Here is a 17510-nt window from a genome sequence, read left to right as displayed (position 1 = left end):
ACCCCGCCGTATGGCAACAGCGAGCGAGGACAGCGAGTCCACGTACGAGCAGTTTCTGGATCACGTCCGCCGCCTCCATTACGTCGGGGACGCCGGCGGCGTCCTCAACTGGGACCAGCAGGTGATGATGCCCGACGCCGGGACGCCGGCCCGGGCGAAGCAGACCTCCGCCATCTCGACGCTCCATCACGAACTGCTGACCGACGATGCTCTGGCTGACTGGCTGGACGAACTCGACGACGCCGAACTCGACCCCGAACAGGAAGCGGTCGTTCGAGAAGTCCGGCGGGACCACGAGCGAGCCACCAGAGTTCCAGCCGATCTGGTCGAACGCATCTCCGAGGCGTCTTCGAACGCCCTGCCGGTCTGGAAAGAGGCCAAGGCCGAGGACGACTTCGACGCCTTCGCCGACACGCTCGAAGAACTGGTCGAACTCCGCCGGGAGTACGCCGCGGCCATTGACCCCGACCGCGACCCCTACGAGGTGCTGTTCGAGGAGTACGAACCGTACCTCGGCATTGACACCGCCGAGGACGTACTGACGGACCTTCGAGACGCGCTCGTCCCGCTCATAGACGATATCGGCGACAGCGACGTGACGCTGGCCGACCCGTTCGAAGGGACGTACGACGACGACACGCAGCACGACCTCGTCGAGACGGCGCTCGACGTGCTGGGCTACGACTGGGACCGCGGCCGCCTCGACACTGCCCCTCATCCGTTCTCGATGGGGACGCAGTTCGACGCCCGCGTCACCACCCGCTTTACCCCCGAGGACCCGCTGGACGCGCTGGGCTCGACCATCCACGAGTTCGGCCACGCCACCTACACGCTCGGCCTGCCACAGGAGGACTATGGCACGCCGCTGGGCGACAACCGCGACCTCTCCGTTCACGAGTCCCAGTCGCGCTTCTGGGAGAACCACGTCGGTCGCTCGCGTCCATTCTGGGATTTCTTCACCGAGACGGCCAACGACCATCTCGGGACCGACGCCACCGCCCAGCAGTTCTACGAAGCGTCCAACGAGGTGTACGACGACAACCTCATCCGGGTCGAAGCGGACGAACTGACCTACCATATGCACATCATCGTTCGCTTCGAAATCGAGCGAGACCTCATCCGTGGGGACCTCGACGTCGAAGACGTGCCAGAGGTCTGGAACGACAAGATGGAAGAGTATCTCGGTATCCGCCCCGACACCGACGCCGAGGGCTGCCTGCAGGACATCCACTGGACCAACGGGGCCTTCGGGTACTTCCCCACCTACACGCTCGGGTCGGTGCTGGCCGCGCAACTGGACCACCACGCTCGGCAGGACATCGACGGCTTCGACGACCACGTCCGAGCCGGCGAGTTCGGCCCGATCCACGACTGGCTCACCGAACACGTCCACCAGCACGGCGCTCGCTACCGGACCGACGACCTCGTCGAGGAGGCGACGGGTGAATCCTTCACCGCCGAGCACTTCCTCGATTACGCCGACGAGAAGTACCGCGCGCTGTACGACTGCTGACACGACGGTCGACAAACGTCGTTCCAGATATCGACTCTGATATTATTGGGCAACTCGTTTTATATTCCCCGCTCATTGTGACGACTACTATGGCTGAGAGACCGACGGAAAATGTACCGAGCCAAACAGGGTCGGGAATCGACGACAATATCGACGCGGATATTCAGGACGATATCTCGGAGGACATCGACACGGAGGCCGGCTACAGCCACACCGCTGCAAGCGAGATTCAGACGATGCTGGCCGAGCTGGAGGGGTCGTCGGTCGGTATCGCCGAGGAAACCGCCGACATCCGCGAACAGGCCACCGAGCAGTACGAGAGCCTGACGGACATCGCAAACGAAGTGTCGAACCTCTCTGCGTCGGTCGAGCAGATCGCCTCGTCGTCCGAAGAGGTCTCTGCGGCCTCCCGCGAAGCGAAGGAACTCGCCGAGCGCGGACAGGGGAACGCTGACGACGTCCATGAGGCGATGGAGAACATCCAGCAGGCAGCCGACAGCGTCGCCGAGGACGTCAAGACGATACAGCAGAGCGTTCAGGAGATCGACGAGATCGTCGATGTCATCAACGACATCGCTGACCAGACCAACATGCTGGCGCTGAACGCGTCCATCGAGGCCGCTCGCGCTGGCGAGGCAGGCGAAGGATTCGCCGTTGTCGCAAACGAGGTCAAGAGCCTCGCCGAGGAGTCACAGGAGCAGGCGACGACCATTGAGCAGATGATCGACGGTATTCAGGACGATACCGAGAACGCCGTCGAGAGCCTCGAAGAGAGCAACAACGAGATCGACGAGGGTATCGACACCGTCGAGGAATCGACCCAGATTCTCGGAGAGATCGACGACACCGTCCGCGAGGTCAACAACGGTATCGAGGAGGTCGCGACGGCCACGGACCAGCAGGCTGCTTCGACTGAGGAAGTGGCGAGCATGATCGACCAGTCCACGGATACAGCCGAAGATATCGCCGACAGTACGGCTGACATCGCCGACGAATCCGATGGGCAAACAGACCTTCTCACCGACATCAATCAGGCGATAGACGACCTTGTCGCGGACCTCCAGCGCAACAACTGAGCAGTCTGGATTTATCAGCCCTACAGCTCGAAACGCCCGAGACGAACCAGTCGTTTATTCCTCCGGGTGGCGTACGACCACTATGCGACCGGATCTGGACCCAGAACAGCTTGACCGCTACTCCCGGCACATCATCATGAACGACGTTGGGCCGGAGGGGCAGGCCACACTGCTCGACACCGATGTGCTGGTCATCGGGGCCGGCGGCCTCGGCGCACCAGTCCTCCAGTATCTCGCGGCTGCGGGCATCGGGCGGCTCGGAATCGTCGACGACGACGTGGTTGAACGGTCGAATCTCCAGCGGCAGGTCATCCACAAGGACGACGACGTTGGCCGGTCAAAAGTTGACAGCGCCGCTGAGTTCGTCACGGGACTCAATCCCGACGTGACCGTCGACCGCCACGAACTGCGGCTGGCGCGGGAGAACGCGACCGACCTGGTGGCCGACTACGACATCGTTGTCGACGCCTCCGACAACTTCGCCACGCGCTTTCTCGTCAACGACGCCTGTACGCTCTCGGGCACGCCGTTCTCCCACGGGGCGATCTTCCAGTTCGAGGGGCAGGTGACGACGTTTTCGGGCGACAGTCCGTGTTACCGCTGTCTGTTCCCCGAAGCACCGCCGGAGGGCACCGTCCCCGACTGCGCGACTGCGGGCGTTCTCGGTGTGCTCCCGGGCACTATCGGATGTATGCAAGCAACCGAAGTCGTCAAGCTTGCGATGGACTACGGCGAGACGCTAGAGGGGCGGCTCGTCGCCTACGACGCCGCCGAGATGTCTTTCGAGGAGGTCCCTATCGCGCCCAAGCCGGACTGCCCGGTGTGTGGCGACGACCCCGCCATCGCGAGCGTCGCCGACGCCAGCTACGAGGGCCGCTGTTCGCTCGCCGAGGACTGACTGGAACCGCTCCGTCCTCCCGTCTAATTCTCACGGCTGATACTGTGGAACCGAGGTTTATGCACCGATAGCCCCGAGTAACGGTATCGACTCACATGTCCCAGCCCGACCACGCCTCTCACCCCTTCTCCGTTCGCCTTGAAAAGCCCAGCTACGTCGAACTGGTGTTCTCGCTGGTGCTCGTCTGGGGCTTCGGCGATGCGCTGTCGACGCTGTTCGCCGCGCAGTTTGCCGGACCGGGACTGGAAGCGAACCCCTGGATACGGACCCTCCTTATCCACGAACCGCTGCTCGTGATTGCCCTGAAGATGGCTGTCGTTCTCTACGTCGGCGTCGTCCTGCTGGAGTGCCGCAACGTGGTCGAGCGGGTCCCGCTGTGGCGGGCCTGGCTCCTGACTGTCGTCGCCCTCGGCGCGGTTGTCGTCCTCGGCAACACTTACGTCGGTCTGGCTGCGGCCGCCGCCTAGGCCCGGACCGTCCCGAGTTCGACGACGGCGTCCCGCGGTGGCGTCTCGAACAGGTCTGGGTGGACAAGCGCCGCCAGAAACTCAAGCGTGTCCACGAGTCGCGGCCCCGACCGATTCACGTAGTGGTGGCCGTCAATCACGTACGCCCGGCCGTCCCGAACCGCAGTCAGGTCGTCGAACCCGGGTCGTCTGGTCAGGTCTGTGAGGTTCTCGCGGGTCTGTGCCACGTCGAAACCACACGGTGCAGCCACCAGCACTTCGGGGTCGTATTCGACGACTTCTTCCCACTCGCGCGGCCGGGAGTGAGCGCCGTCTTCCTCCATCCCGTAGGTGCCGCCCGCCATCTCGATCATCTCCGGGACCCAGTGCCCGGCAGCCATCACCGGGTCGAGCCAGTCGAGCACCGCCACGCGGGGCGTCGTCTCGCCTCGTGTCGCTGTTGTTTCCACTGCTGCGACGCGCTCCCGGAGGTCCGCAACGAGTTCGGCAGCGCGCTCGTCGCGCCCGACCGCCGCGCCGACCCGGTGGATGGACTCGAACAGGCCGTCGAGACTGTGGACATCGAGCGTTAGCACGTCGGTGTCCAGCCCCAGTTCCTCGACAGCCTCAGCGACCACCACATGGTCGACGGCACACACGTCACAGACGCCCTGCGTGACAATGAGGTCTGGCTCCAGTTCCGCGAGTGTCTCGCGGTCGATGGCGTAGACGCCGTCGCTCTCCTCGACAGCAGCGACCTGTTCGTTGATCTCGCCACTCGATGCCGTCGGGTCGACACGCGAGCGATTGACTGACGGCTTCTCGCGGGCCGCCGGCGGATGGTCGCACTCGTGTGAGACACCGACCGGCTCGACGCCGAGCGCGTAGACGATTTCCGTCGCCGAGGGCAGGAGCGTGACGACTCGCATACTCTGACCTTGGCCCGCGCGGACAAAAACCTGCGTCCGTCACATCGCCCACACGCTTCGTTACGCTTACCCTCTGTCGCCGACGAGACGCGAGCATGGAAGTCAAGTCGCGACACCACCTCCGTTCGGACGAGGTCGACACCATCACGACGGCGCTGTCGGAGAACCTCGGTGTCGAACTCGACGCGGACAGCTTCGAAAAGGTCGAGTTCGACGACAGCGACTGGGATGTCGTCCTCGTCGACGGCGACCCGCTCGTCCTCTATCTGAACGGCGAACCGTTCCTGACCGTTCAGGGAGCTAATCAGTACCCGCCGGAGAAACACATCGTCACTGTGGACGCCGGGGCCGTCTCCTTTGTCTCGGACGGCGCTGACATCATGCGGCCGGGTATCACCGAGGCCGACGACGACATCAGTGCGGACGACCTGGTCGTCATCAACGAGGAGTCCCACGGGAAGTTTCTCGCTGTCGGCCGCGCACAGACCGACGGCGACGACATGGTCGGCGACAGCGGGAAAGTCGTCAAGTCGCTCCACCACGTCGGCGACGACCTGTTCGAGTTTTCAGTGTAGCACAGTGCTGGCCTCGCGCCAGTCACACCAGCGGTCGGAGCCCGAACCGGTCGACACCACGGCTTAGACCGATCCTGACACCCGCTTCAATGACACCGGCTCCGACGGCAATACCGAGCAACAGGGGCCAGACAGTGAGATACGACGACAGCGGGTGGAGATGTATCCCGTAGAGCCATTCATACACCGTATTGCCGAGTAGCCAGAGCGTCACGAACACCGGCGTAACGAGCGAGAGCCGGCTACAGAGATACAGCGGGACGGCACCCATGAGAAACATCCCGATGACGGCGTAGCTGGCCCCAAACGCGAGGCTCGTTGAGTCATGTGACGAGAAGTGGACGCTGTTTGCAAACAGCCACGACAGCACGCCGACAGCATAGAGGATGCCGCCCGCGGCTGCGACGGTACTGGGAGCCGTTCCGATGGAGGGTAGGCGCATCTGTGTCGATAGTTGTCCGATCACCTGCATAACGTTTTGTGCAGCCCACACCGCTCTCGGTCCTCACCACGGTAGATCAGGGTGTGCTGTGGTGATACGTTCGATGGACGAAAAGTTGAAACGGGTAGCGCACGCCGTGAGTGACATGGGACTGATGAGCAAGATCCTCGGGGAGTCTGGATCCTCTCGGAACACCGAGGATTACGTCGAACTGAACGCGAACGAATTCGAGATGACCGGGACGGAACTCGAACGCCAGGTCCGTATCGCCCGCATCAGCGACAAGCAGGACGTCATTGACATCAAGGACGCCGTCTACGACGGCGATGTGGTCGTCGCGGACATCACGCGCCACTCCACACAGGACCGCACGATGGAACACATCAGCGACGAACTCAAGCAGGTCGCCAACGAAGTCGGCGGCGATATCGTCCAGAAGGACGACGACCAGCTCATCATCACCCCCGCCGGCGTCGGCATCGCCCGGGAACGACTCGGCCGATAGGAGTGTGACAGTCCGGTCGGCGCGACCTTGTTGTTCGGTCGATCTTGTCAGCCTGTATCACTCTAACTGCCGGTTTTCGGGGGCTTCAATGCGTTTTTCGGTGTCGCCACGCTAAGGGCGGCAATGACTGAACCGGCGATACGCGCCAGTGGGTTACAGAAGCGCTACGGCGATGTGCAGGCGCTCGATGACCTAGAACTGACAGTTGAGCAAGGAGAATTCTTCGGGTTGCTCGGGCCAAACGGAGCCGGCAAGACGACGTTTATCAACACGCTGGTCGGTCTCGTCCACAAGGACCGCGGGACCGCCGAGGTGTTCGGCTTCGATGTGGAAGATGACTACCGGGAGGCCCGCGACCGCATCGGTGTCGCGCCACAGGAGTTCAACGTCGACCGTTTTTTCCCCATCATCGAGGTGCTCGAACACAAGGCGGGCTACCACGGCATCGGTCGGGCTGAGGCCCGCGAGCGCGCCGAAGACGCGCTGAAGACGGTCGGTATCTGGGACAAGCGGGACACGCGCTTCGACTGGCTCTCCGGCGGCATGAAACGCCGCTTCGTCCTCGCTCGTGCGCTGGTCTCCGACCCGGACCTGCTCATCCTCGACGAGCCGACGGCCGGGGTCGACGTCCAGCTTCGCCACGACCTCTGGGATATCATCAACCGGATGAACGACGCTGGGACGACGATTTTGCTGACGACCCACTACATCGAGGAGGCCGAACGCCTCTGTGACCGGGTTGCAATCATGGACGACGGGCGGAAAGTCGAGGTGGCGACCCCCGACGACCTGATGGCCCGCGGCACAGACACTATCGTCCTCGAACTAGCCAAGATGCCGCGGACGGCCCCGAAACTCGACGTTGAGGGCATCACCGATATCGAACTAACCGACGAAGGGCTGGCCGTCACCGCGATGGGCGGGAGCCAGACTGCGCCGGCCATCATGCGCGAACTCGAAGCGCAGGGCCACACCGTCACCTCACTGGACATCCGCCGCGCGTCGCTCGAAGAGGTGTTCGTCGACATGACCCGCGACGACCGCGAGTACGCGGAGGTGTCCGCATGAACCAGAACACGACGCAGTTCCTGACGCTGGTCCGTCGGGAAATCCTCCGGTTCGTCCGTCGCCCGTACAACACCTTCCTCCCGCCGATCATCACGAACGCGCTGTACTTCTCCGTGTTCGGTGTGATTCTGGGGAGCCGAATCGGTGAAATCGCTGGCGTGAGCTACCTCCAGTTTGTCCTCCCCGGACTGGTCGTGCTCGGAGCCATCTCTGACAGCTTCGAGAACGCCTCTTTCACTATCTTCCACGGACGCTGGAACGATTACATTCAGGCCGTCCTCACCTCGCCGATGTCGAACCGAAGTATGGTGGCGGCCTATGTCTCAGCCAGCGCGCTCCGGGGGGTCGTCACGTCGCTGCTGATCGTCGGCGTGGGACTGATATTCACTCCGGTTCCGGTCGCTAACCCCGTGTATCTCGTCTCGTTCCTGCTGGTGATTACCACGCTGTTCGGCGGTCTCGGCGTCATCGGCGGCCTCTGGGCGAGCGACTTCGACTACCTGACAGTGATGAACCAGTTCATTCTCCGGCCGCTGGTGTTCTTCGGCGCGGTGTTCTACTCGCTCGAAGTCCTCCCGGCGTTCTGGCGGAACGTCTCGCTTCTCAATCCGATGGTATACATGGTCAACGGCGTCCGTTACGGCATGATCGGCGTCACCGAAATCGATCCGAACACGTCGCTGGCCGTCCTGACTGGGACGACCGTGGTCGTGCTGTCAATCGACTACATGCTGTTCAGGCGCGGCTACGGACTCGCCGAATAGCGCCGTTCTGTCCGTCACCGCTTCCCATCCATCAGCTAACCCTGCCGCCGGTCTCGCACCAATAAAACAGAAGTGCCGGCTCGGTAACTGACCTGGCCGCGAATGCCGGATTGGGTCCGCTCCGGCGGGCGGACAAACTATGACAGGTTGCCCCGGAATCCGCTGCCGTGGCATCACGAGTGGTGTCTCGTGTCCCGGATACTTGTGTGCGCCTCCGGGTGGGGCGTATGTGAATGTATGCCACAAGCGTATTTAGATGTGACGCCCGTCTGACGCTGAGTGATACTGGCAGTGTACGGTATCGAAGAATTTCCGAACAGCTACGCGGACCGGGCTGGACACGATAGCGCAGTATCGGCCTGCCACACTCACGGACTGTGTACGCCCGACAGCCGTCGTTAGACGTTGTCCGGGGCGTCGGCGTCGTCCTCGACCGAGCGCTTCAGCGAGTCACGTCGTGCCTTTGCGTCGCGGTCGGTCGCCTCCTCCAGGAAATCGTTCTTGATGGCGACAGCGTCCTCGGCCGCATCGACGTTGCCCTCTGCGATGACGTCCTCCGCCGGTCGCTCATCGATATGAAGCGCGATTTTGTCCTTCTTCGAGCCGTACTCGACGCGACCCGCGACGACCCGGTCGAACACGGGGTTGTCGGGGTCATCGACGACTAGCAGGTCGTTGCCCTCGTAGTCTTCTGTGTCGGTTACTTCGCCGAAGTACTCCTCGACGAACGCTTCCATGTCAGGGACGCGGTCTTCGAGATGCTCGCCCCGTCGCATCTTGTACTCTCGCATGGGCGAGTTTTTGCGAGGGGCTGTCTTACCCTTTGCGTTCACTCCTCGCCACGGGTGATAAGTGACCCCTTGTGACACTCCGGACAGAAGTCCCCGGCGCGCAACGATGTCGATTCGACCTCTGTGGTGAATCCACACTCCGGACAGGCGAACTCGCCCTCTGGAACCGTCACGGCACTGTCGCTGGTTGACTCAACACCCGAATCGTCGTCCGTTCCGGAATCGACCGGCATCGTCTCCGGCGACCAGCCGTCCCCGTCGTCTCCTGGCTCATCAGGCCACTCACCGGGCTGGCGGTCGTCGCCGGTCGACTCCGATTCCGCTTCCTCGCCGAGAATGAGCCCGTCGTCTTTCTCCGGATCAGTCTCGTCTTCGGTTACCGGCTCCTCGCTCTCGGCGTCCGGGACGTCGACCGTCGTCGTCGGCTCGTCCAGTTCCACGTCGCCGCTTCCCTCGCTGTCGCTGTCATCGATAATCTCGGCGTCGTCGGCCGACGGATCAACCGGCTCGTCGTCTCCGCCATTGTCGCCGACTCCCGAATCCCCCGGCGCTTTGACCGGATCGTCGACGCTATCCCAGCCGTCCGAGCGCTCCGTTCCCTCGTCAGTGGGTTCGGCCGCGCTGTCAGCCGGCTCGTCTTCCGGCGGTGACTCGGTTTCCGCCGTTTCGGATTCGGACTCGTCTTCGACGAGGTCGCTAGCGATATCCGACGGCGTCTCGATAGCCGTTACCTCCTTGTTCTCCGAGACAATGCGCGTATTTCCACACCGCTCACAGGTCTCCCGTTCCTGGATGGTGATGACGACTTCGCTACCCTGCTCTTCGCGCTCGCGCTCGACGGTGGTCTCACCGTACTTGTGCCCGAGGACGGAACATTTGAGACCCATTGCCAGAACTTCCCACCGTGGCGTACTTAAACCCTGCCCGTTGGCTCGACCATTCCTGACAGAATACTACCTGTTTCGCGACGGCGTTATATTAATTTCAGTCTAGTTTGTGAAATTTTATAACTGATACAGATGTTACGCTACGCTAATGCACCGGACCGCGACACTCGTGGTGTCGGCCCTCGCCCTCTCGGCACTTCTCGGCGGGACAGCGGTGGCGACCGGCAACCAGCCACCGCTTGCCGACGCCGGACTGGACCAGTCCGTCGAGCGAGCAACGACGGTCCAGCTGGACGCTAACGGCTCGCGCGACCCCGACGGCACAATCGAAGATACCGAGTGGTCCATCGAAACGCCGGACGGCACAACACGCACACCCGACTGCCCGACCTGCGTCCAGACGACGTTTTCACCGGCCGACACCGGCCAGTACAACGTTACTGTCACCGTCACTGATGACGACGGTGTGTCGCGCTCGGACACGCTCCATGTCGACGTGGTGGCCGCCAGTGGACCGTCAGTCTCAGTTTCGGCCCCGTCTGCGGTACCCGCTGGCCTCCGGCGGAATCTGACTGCCAACGTAACTGCCGGCGATGCCGACCTCCGAACGCTCGCCTGGGTCGTCAACGGCACCGCCCAAAACCAGACGCGACTCGCCGGTGAGAACGCCACCTCGACCATTACGCACACGTTCAACGACTCCGGCTCTGTATCCGTCCGTGTGATCGCTTACGATGCCGACGGACGGCGTGGCGTCGCCAATCGGACGATTCAGGTCGCCGACTCGTCTGGCAACGGTGGCAGCGCCGGTGGCAACAACTGTCCGGGCGGTAGCGGGAACTACTACGTTGACGGGCAGAACAAGGGCTGTACTTCGGCCGCGATGAAGATCGGCGATACGTGGGTTGATACTGACGGGAAAGACGGCCTGTGGGTCCATGTGGATGGCGAGCTAACCAAAATCGCGAACGAAGACGAATTGAACGACCTCTCTGCGGACGGCTATGGCGGCACATTCACTGAAGAGACTATCGATACTCGGACGGACGCGATAGAGGAGGAATTAGAAGAACAAACCAACAAGAACGGTGACGATGGTGGTGACGGTGGCAGTGTTGACGACGGCAGCGGTGACGGTGGAAGTACTCGTCCGGCCTCAAGTGTGCCGAACAACCTGATGAATCCTGGCGGAGGAGATGATGACGACGGTAGAGATGATGACGACGATGGAGGCTTTGATTGGACGTACGATGATAATAACGGTAGCAATGATGACGGTGACAGCAGCGACGACAGTAGCAGCAGTGACGACGATGATGATGACGATGGCGGTGAAAATGATGACAACAGTGATGGCGACGAAGACAACGGCGGCTGGTTCGGCGGCGGTGGTGATGACGATGACGACGACGGCGGTTGGTTAGGTGGCGGCAATGATGACGATGACGACGACGGCGGTTGGTTAGGTGGCGGCAATGATGACGACGATGATAGTAGCGACGACGATGACGGCGGGGGCGGTTGGAGCTTCTGGTAACGTGTTTACTTCTCTATTTTAATGCTTAGATTTATAACAGACAGAAAATAGATTCAAGATAGGATGTGCTGTAGGGGAAAGACCGGAGAGGTAGTTGCCTACCTATTAGCGACCGAAGCAGGGACTCTCCTGCACTCAGTTGTTGCTCCGATCATCACGCGGACGGATGCCCGTGAGTACTTGTCTGCGTACTCATGGGCTCCCGGTATCCAGTCTGATGATGGCTCCGTTAGTACCTTGTGTATATCCGTCCACGTAGTTGTCTCGGCCGCTCTAACTGATGGAATCGCACTTTTCGCCTCTAGTGACGGAACTGCGCCTGATTCACCACCTGCGGGAGGAGATGGAAATGAGTCAACGGTTGGTTGGATACCCGAACCAACGCCAACTCCGACTGAGATTCCGACCCTCTCGCCTGTTAAATCAGAAACCGATAATACAGACACTAACAACGAGAATAAAAAGCCATGACAAAGAGAAAAACAATCTTTAGCAGTGTTGCTATAGCCCTCTTGATTATTTCCGGCGGTTGTTCCGGATTTGTGGGAGGTGGCGAGCCTGTCGAAGAGACAGCCACACCAACGCAGACGCCAGAACCGACGCCTACCACTACCCCTTCCCCAACGCCCGAGCCAACCGCAACCACACCAGTAGCCACTGAAGAACCTGAAACAGAGACTGAGTCCGACAGTGGAGAGCTCACCAAAGCGGAGAAGTTCGAGAAGTTCGACGAGAATGTTCACAGACTCTATCGAGGGGACGATGATAACCGAACCCTCGTTGAGACAGAAACCCATCCAGAGAACGACTCATACCATCTTACGGTGAAGATGCGTGATACCACGAACCGGACAAAGACCGTCGAGGACCGACTTAACCCTCTCTGGAAGTACTACGCCATTGTGAAAGACTATAACTACGGCGACACTTACCCAGAGCGGGACCACACGTATATTCCCGATACGGTCAACGTGACCTTCCTCCGAGAGGACGGAAAGAAGTTCCAAACTAGCTACATCAAGTACCTCTGGGCATACAATTACGCCAATGATGAGTGGTCGCTCCGTGTCCTTATGGGGAAGTATTCAACAACGTTTGACGAGGGTCCGGCCTATCATGATAAGTGGGAGTAGCGAACCGCATAGAACAGTACCATTAGTCAGATCGTTCATTTAATATCTCCATATCGACCGACATTAATTCGTATTTTATTATGTCGATGGGTATAGTGTCGATATTCGTTTGCATCCTATTCCTGTTGTGCGAACTATTCTCTCCCGGACACAACAAGACGTTCGTTAGGCGGCATGGAATTTCCAAAATTACACAAGGAGGGGAGATTTCGCCCTCCGACTTGCCGGTAGCGGTGCGGCGTAACTGATTTTCTGGACCTTTGTGATATAGAGAGCGAGAATACGGGCAAAGACGAGAGAAGCGAGTGCAGAACTCATAGTGGCCGAGCAAATCATGCCGGCTGCTCCGGCAATGTACGGTTCACTGCACATGGCAGTATGTCACAATCCCGAGGGACAGAGATTAGACCTAGCCGGTTTTAGAGGGAGATATGAGAGCGAAGCCGGAGTATCGCGACCGGGACGACACAGAGGTTGCGGTGCTCGATGCGCTCGCTGACCGCCGCGATGAGGGGATGACTGTCTTCGAGCTTCGGTCGCGGACGGAAGAGAATATTGACCGCATTGAGGATGCACTCGCGGCTCTCAAGGCAGACGACCTCATCGAGGTCGAGGACAACGGGGAACGGACCGTTATTCTGCCAGGAGAGGGCGTGGTTGGGGAGTCACTGCCGGACGAAGACGAATCGATTCTCGACCAGATTCGCAAGCGGCTCCCACTGTAGCTACGACTCTCTCGTGGCGGTGTCACACTGTGTCCGTCGGCGCAGCGGCGCAGTTGTTCGGGCCGAGTTCGAGTTCGAACGCGGTGTCGTCGTCGGCAGTCTCCGTTCCGAGGTTGATGGCGATAACCCGCTCGAAGTTGGCGGGGCGCGGCGGGATGTCGTCGCAGACGTACTCGACAAATGCCTCGCGGTCCATCGTGAATCCCGGGAGTTGGTCGCGGAGACCTCCCAGAGGAGCGGTGAACGTACCGTCGTCAGACGGCACCGTCGACTCGCTGTAGTGGCCCGGGGCAACGAGTGTCTCATCGGGGAGTGCTGCGAGCCGGTCAGTCAGCGTGCGATGGAGGTCGCGGGCGAGGTCACGAGCGCCGTCCGCTCCGGCTTCGAGGTCTGGGCGGGCGACGCTGTCGAGGAAGACGCTGTCGCCGGCTAGGAGCACGTCGCCGACGGTGAAGCCGGTCATGCCGGTCGTATGCCCGGGTAGGGGACGAGGCTCCAGTGTGGCCGAGCCGACGCGTAGCGTTTCGTCGGCGGCCAGTGCGGTCACGTCGTCGACACCGCGGGCGACCGCCCGTTCGGAAAGGATCGGCTCGGCACCGGTCTCTACGGCAAGGCGGCGGACGCCGCTGATGTGGTCGGCGTGGACGTGCGTGTCGATAGCGTGGGTGATCGAGGCGTCGCGGTCGGCGGCATCGGCGCTGTACCGGTCGGTGAACGCCCGGAGCGGGTCGACAACGGCGGCCGACCCGTCGCTGATGATCATGTAGCCGAGACAGCCAGATGACGGACGGCGATACTGGAGGACGGTTGCGGCGTCGCAGGAAATCTCGCGGGCTTCGTAGAGCCGCGCCCACCCCTCCATGCCGTCGCTGAGGTTCTGCGCCTCGACACCGTGTTCAGTCAGTAGGCCGGCGACGAAGGCGCTGGCTTCGCCGCGGCCACAGATGACCGTTATCGGGCCGGTGCCGGCCACCTCGGCGACGAGGCTGTCCACTTCGCCGGTCACCTTCGCCTGGAGAAATTTGGTAAAGGGGAGCTGTGTTGCTGTTACCGACTCGCCGCGGAGTCGCCACTCCTCGTACTCGCCACGGTCGCGAACGTCGAGCAGCCGGACCGATTCACCGGCGTCCAGCTTCGCTTGCAACGTCGCTGCCGATAGTGACGGCGGGTCCGTCGGCGGGTCAGGGTAGTCCTCGGCCATACCGACTGTAGCGCTCCCCGGTGGATAAATCGGGCGGGGATTTCAAGCCCCTGCCGCGCCCAGCGGAGGTATGGACGCTGGAGCTACTATCAACGCCGTCCGTGACCAGACTGAGACGGAGCGAGACAGACTGGGCTCGGACAAGGTGCTTATCGCAGCAACAGATGCGACACTGGAGACGGAGGTGGTGCTCACAACAGCGGCGACACGCGAGTCAGGGCTTGCAGATGCCCTCGGCCAGTGGGCCGCCGAGGCGGACAGCGACGTGGCGACGCAGTTTGAGGGAGCCGCCGAGGCCGCGGCCGAGCGGGCAGACCGCATCGACGCAGACGCCGGTGACCCCGATGGGTTCATCGACCACCTCGAAACCGTTAGCGGGACTGCACGGCGCGTCGGGGCCGGCCTCGTCGCTGCCCCGTTGGTCGCCGACCGGTTCTATCTGCAGGTGGTGAGCTTCTTCATCAACGAGGCTGACGAACAGCGGGCCGATACGTTCCGTGAGATTCGACGCGAGGCATCGGCACTCGACGACGGGGAAACTGCCCTCGGACACCTCTCGGAATCCGAGCGCGAGACGGCAGCGGCGGCCGCGACGGAGGCCGTTGGAGCGGCGTACGACGACTACGCGGAGACGCTGGAGGCGATGGGGCTGGACCCGAAGCCGGTCTGCTAATCCAGCCGGTATGTTGCAACGCGGTTAGCGGCATAGAGGAACCCCGCGACAGCGCCAGCGCTGGCGATTCCAATGCTCACCACCAGCCCCCCGCCGAGGAGCCAGGTTTTGTCGAACGGTAGCGAGAACAGGTCACGAACGGCGAGCAGGTACGTCAGGCTCCCCGGCGCGACGGCCACGCCGAGGACGAGGAAGTACAGCCCGAACGCCCAGCCGCTTGGAACCACTACTTCGTGGCCCTGCACCGATGACGACTCGAACTTCGGGAACACGACGCCGGCTCCGACGGCGATAGCCGGTGCGGCGAGGGTTGCGGCCAGTGCGACTGTGAGTCCGGCAGCGAGCGTGACTGGTGGCGTTCCGGCGGCGACACCGAGACCGACGACCAGTAGCGTCGTCACCACGACACCGGGGAGTGCGCCCGCAAGGACGAGTCCGGTGACGAACGCCCGGCCGGAGACGTTGGCGGTCAGTGTCAGCGGCAGCACTCCTTCCTCGCCGCCGAGCGGATTGAGCGAGAACGCGGCCCCGAACGCCGCCGCGCTGGCGAGGCCAGCGCTGAGGGGGAGCGTTGGCGGGACCACTCGCTCCAGAATGACGATCTGGAGATGATACACCAGGAAGAAAAACGGCATGATCGCGAACTGCACGGAAATGGGCGCTCGCTTGGCACGGAGCCACGACTTCTGGGCGACCACGCGGGTCGCCGTCGAGACCCGTCCTCTCAGCAGACGGTCCGAGAGTGTCTGCTTGTCTGCGTCGAACTCGTAGTCAGGCTGGACCGGATCGACATACCAAGCCCGCGCAGCCAGCCACAGACACGCAACCACGCCGACCGGGAGCGCGCTGAGAACCCCCACCGTAGCGACGGTGGCAGCGACCGGATCGCCACCGGCCCCCAGAACGAGCAGGACCACGTCAGCAGGCCACGAGAGCGGGGACTGGGTCGCCAGCTGGAGCACGCGAAACTGTACCGTCGGGACAGTCGTCATCGCAACCCAGCCAAGCGGCAGGACGAGCGAGACGGCAGCCCCGACGCTCGCTCGATGCCGCGCGATGAAGGCCGAGCGGTTCGCGACCAGTTTTATCACCAGCCCTAGACTGAAGCCGAGGACCGTCCCGAGCAGGGTGACCGCGACTGACCCGACCAGCGCCACGACAGCGACGAGTACCCCAGCATCACCGACTGCAAGTCCGCCCACCAGCGCCAGAATCGGGATGGTGACCGCGAGCAACACTCGACCGACCTCGGCGGCGAGCAGCCCGGCCGCCGCGTCCTCGTAGGGCACCGTCGTCAGTAGACCGTCGGCAGCGTCCGGTTCGCCGGCCGATTTCACCGTATGCTGGAGTGTGAAGAAGCCGACGAGTCCGAGCAGCCCGACGATGCCCGCCGTCGTCGCGAGTCTAACCGTCTGGGTGTCGCTGCCGGTGAGGGCGCCGCCGAAAAAGAACGCCATCACGCCGATAGCGAGACTGTATATGACGATGCCCAGTCCTCCGCCAAGTAACATGAGCGTCCCGCGCGCCGTGCCCATGAGCTTGCGCCAGGTGCGCCGCAGTTCCGTCTGTGCGATCAGTCGCATCCGCCGTCCGTTCGGTCGCCTCATCGCTCACCCGGGTGCTCGCTGGTCACGTCGAGGAACACGTCTTCGAGTGTGCTCCCGGACTCGACGCTGCCGGTCAGTTCCTCAGGAGACCCCTCCGCGACGAGGTCGCCGTCATACAGGACGCCGACGGTATCCGCTAACTCCTCAACGACGGGCAGGATATGCGTCGAGAGAAAGACCGTCGTGTCAGCGGCCGCGACTTCGCTGATGGTGTCACGCACCGTCCGCGCCGCCCGCGGGTCAAGTCCCGAGGTGGGTTCATCGAGGAAGAGGACATCAGGGTCGTGCAACAGCGCCTGAACGAGGCCGAGTTTCTGTTTCATCCCCTTTGAATACGTCTCGACGCGCCGGTCGGCGTCCCCGTCGAGGTCGAACCGGTCGAGCAGCGACTCCACGCGGTCCCAGTCCTCGTGCCCGCGCAGGCCGGCGACGTACTCCAGCTGCTCGCGGCCGGTGAGTTCGTCGTACAGCGGGGGTTCTTCGGGCAGGAAGCCGATGTGTTCGACCACCGCGGCGCGGTCAGCGACCGACTCGCCCGCCACCCGTGCGGTGCCGCTCGTCGGGTTCGTCAACGTCGTCAGGATGCGAATCGTCGAGGTCTTGCCCGCGCCGTTCGGGCCGAGAAAGCCGAAGACGCTTCCGCGAGGGACCGTCAGGTCGAGGGACTCTATTGCCGAGACGCCGCTGTAACGCTTTGTCAACCCCTCGGTGACGATTGCGGGTGCTGGAGGGCACATACG

19 protein-coding genes are annotated in these 17510 nt (G+C 62.3%); 12 read left to right on the top strand and 7 right to left on the bottom strand.

Translation table 11 applies throughout. The features are described 5' to 3' along the window. The first annotated feature begins 10 nt into the window (after nt 1-10). The 4 genes from RR_RS13315 (at nt 11) to RR_RS13300 (ending at nt 3954) form a co-directional block, all read left to right on the top strand. Complete coding sequence (locus tag RR_RS13315; RefSeq protein ID WP_011224024.1) at nt 11-1513, top strand: carboxypeptidase M32; 1503 nt, start codon at nt 11-13, stop codon at nt 1511-1513. Between the two features lie 89 nt (nt 1514-1602). Beyond that, nucleotides 1603-2589 (top strand): methyl-accepting chemotaxis protein, encoded by a 987-nt coding sequence (locus RR_RS13310; protein WP_004958436.1) that lies wholly within the window; start codon nt 1603-1605, stop codon nt 2587-2589. Nucleotides 2590-2671: 82 nt separating this feature from the next. Continuing rightward, on the top strand, nt 2672-3487 hold the full coding sequence (locus RR_RS13305; RefSeq protein ID WP_004958433.1) for an SAMP-activating enzyme E1: 816 nt from the start codon (nt 2672-2674) through the stop codon (nt 3485-3487). A gap of 95 nt (nt 3488-3582) precedes the next feature. After that, a complete protein-coding gene (locus RR_RS13300) occupies nt 3583-3954 on the top strand; it encodes a DUF5658 family protein (protein ID WP_007188657.1) in 372 nt (123 codons plus the stop codon). On the opposite strand, the gene RR_RS13295 is transcribed toward RR_RS13300, so the two are convergent. Further along, nucleotides 3951-4862: a cobalamin-binding protein gene (locus RR_RS13295; protein WP_011224023.1), complete on the bottom strand. Its 912-nt coding sequence runs from the start codon at nt 4860-4862 to the stop codon at nt 3951-3953. The genes RR_RS13300 and RR_RS13295 overlap by 4 nt on opposite strands. A 95-nt stretch (nt 4863-4957) precedes the next feature. On the opposite strand from RR_RS13295, the gene RR_RS13290 reads away from it, so the two are divergent. Then, entirely contained in the window at nt 4958-5437 is a 480-nt protein-coding gene (locus tag RR_RS13290) for an RNA-binding protein (RefSeq protein WP_004958425.1), read from the top strand. A gap of 22 nt (nt 5438-5459) precedes the next feature. Here the strand turns inward: RR_RS13290 and RR_RS13285 are convergent, their stop codons facing one another. Next, the gene (locus RR_RS13285; protein WP_011224022.1) at nt 5460-5879 is read right to left on the bottom strand and encodes a hypothetical protein; all 420 of its coding nucleotides are present in this window, start codon (nt 5877-5879) and stop codon (nt 5460-5462) included. Between the two features lie 145 nt (nt 5880-6024). On the opposite strand from RR_RS13285, the gene sepF reads away from it, so the two are divergent. The 3 genes from sepF to RR_RS13270 all read left to right on the top strand — a co-directional run bounded on the left by sepF (nt 6025) and on the right by RR_RS13270 (nt 8216). Beyond that, nucleotides 6025-6384, top strand: a complete 360-nt coding sequence (gene sepF, locus RR_RS13280; RefSeq protein WP_049939172.1) for a cell division protein SepF — start codon at nt 6025-6027, stop codon at nt 6382-6384. A 123-nt stretch (nt 6385-6507) separates the two neighbouring features. Beyond that, nucleotides 6508-7452 (top strand): ABC transporter ATP-binding protein, encoded by a 945-nt coding sequence (locus RR_RS13275; RefSeq protein ID WP_004958416.1) that lies wholly within the window; start codon nt 6508-6510, stop codon nt 7450-7452. Then, on the top strand, nt 7449-8216 hold the full coding sequence (locus tag RR_RS13270) for an ABC transporter permease (RefSeq protein WP_004958413.1): 768 nt from the start codon (nt 7449-7451) through the stop codon (nt 8214-8216). Before RR_RS13275 ends, RR_RS13270 begins: the two co-directional genes overlap by 4 nt. Nucleotides 8217-8614: 398 nt before the next feature. Here the strand turns inward: RR_RS13270 and RR_RS13265 are convergent, their stop codons facing one another. Together RR_RS13265 and RR_RS13260 are read right to left on the bottom strand one after the other, a co-directional pair. Beyond that, complete coding sequence (locus RR_RS13265) at nt 8615-9007, bottom strand: DUF5611 family protein (RefSeq protein WP_004958411.1); 393 nt, start codon at nt 9005-9007, stop codon at nt 8615-8617. 38 nt (nt 9008-9045) lie between these two features. Then, a complete protein-coding gene (locus tag RR_RS13260; protein ID WP_007188661.1) occupies nt 9046-9894 on the bottom strand; it encodes a DUF7093 family protein in 849 nt (282 codons plus the stop codon). A 148-nt stretch (nt 9895-10042) separates the two neighbouring features. Between RR_RS13260 and RR_RS13255 the strand changes: the two genes are divergently transcribed. The 3 genes from RR_RS13255 to RR_RS13245 all read left to right on the top strand — a co-directional run bounded on the left by RR_RS13255 (nt 10043) and on the right by RR_RS13245 (nt 13289). Continuing rightward, nucleotides 10043-11431, top strand: coding sequence for a PKD domain-containing protein (locus tag RR_RS13255; RefSeq protein ID WP_011224020.1), 1389 nt, complete (start codon nt 10043-10045; stop codon nt 11429-11431). A 467-nt stretch (nt 11432-11898) separates the two neighbouring features. Beyond that, the gene (locus RR_RS13250) at nt 11899-12564 is read left to right on the top strand and encodes a hypothetical protein (protein ID WP_011224019.1); all 666 of its coding nucleotides are present in this window, start codon (nt 11899-11901) and stop codon (nt 12562-12564) included. A gap of 431 nt (nt 12565-12995) precedes the next feature. Continuing rightward, entirely contained in the window at nt 12996-13289 is a 294-nt protein-coding gene (locus RR_RS13245) for a DUF6432 family protein (RefSeq protein WP_004958397.1), read from the top strand. A gap of 22 nt (nt 13290-13311) precedes the next feature. Here RR_RS13245 and RR_RS13240 read toward each other — a convergent pair whose 3' ends face one another. Further along, nucleotides 13312-14490, bottom strand: coding sequence for an MBL fold metallo-hydrolase (locus RR_RS13240; RefSeq protein WP_011224018.1), 1179 nt, complete (start codon nt 14488-14490; stop codon nt 13312-13314). Nucleotides 14491-14560: 70 nt separating this feature from the next. On the opposite strand from RR_RS13240, the gene RR_RS13235 reads away from it, so the two are divergent. Next, on the top strand, nt 14561-15163 hold the full coding sequence (locus tag RR_RS13235) for a hypothetical protein (protein WP_011224017.1): 603 nt from the start codon (nt 14561-14563) through the stop codon (nt 15161-15163). Here RR_RS13235 and RR_RS13230 read toward each other — a convergent pair. Beyond that, on the bottom strand, nt 15160-16746 hold the full coding sequence (locus RR_RS13230) for a hypothetical protein (RefSeq protein WP_171814233.1): 1587 nt from the start codon (nt 16744-16746) through the stop codon (nt 15160-15162). The genes RR_RS13235 and RR_RS13230 overlap by 4 nt on opposite strands. A gap of 20 nt (nt 16747-16766) precedes the next feature. Then, entirely contained in the window at nt 16767-17507 is a 741-nt protein-coding gene (locus RR_RS13225) for an ABC transporter ATP-binding protein (RefSeq protein WP_011224015.1), read from the bottom strand. Between the last annotated feature and the right edge of the window lie 3 nt (nt 17508-17510).

Source organism: Haloarcula marismortui ATCC 43049, assembly GCF_000011085.1.
Classification (GTDB): Archaea; Halobacteriota; Halobacteria; order Halobacteriales; family Haloarculaceae; genus Haloarcula; species Haloarcula marismortui.
This window is presented reverse-complemented; position numbering and strand designations above follow the sequence as displayed.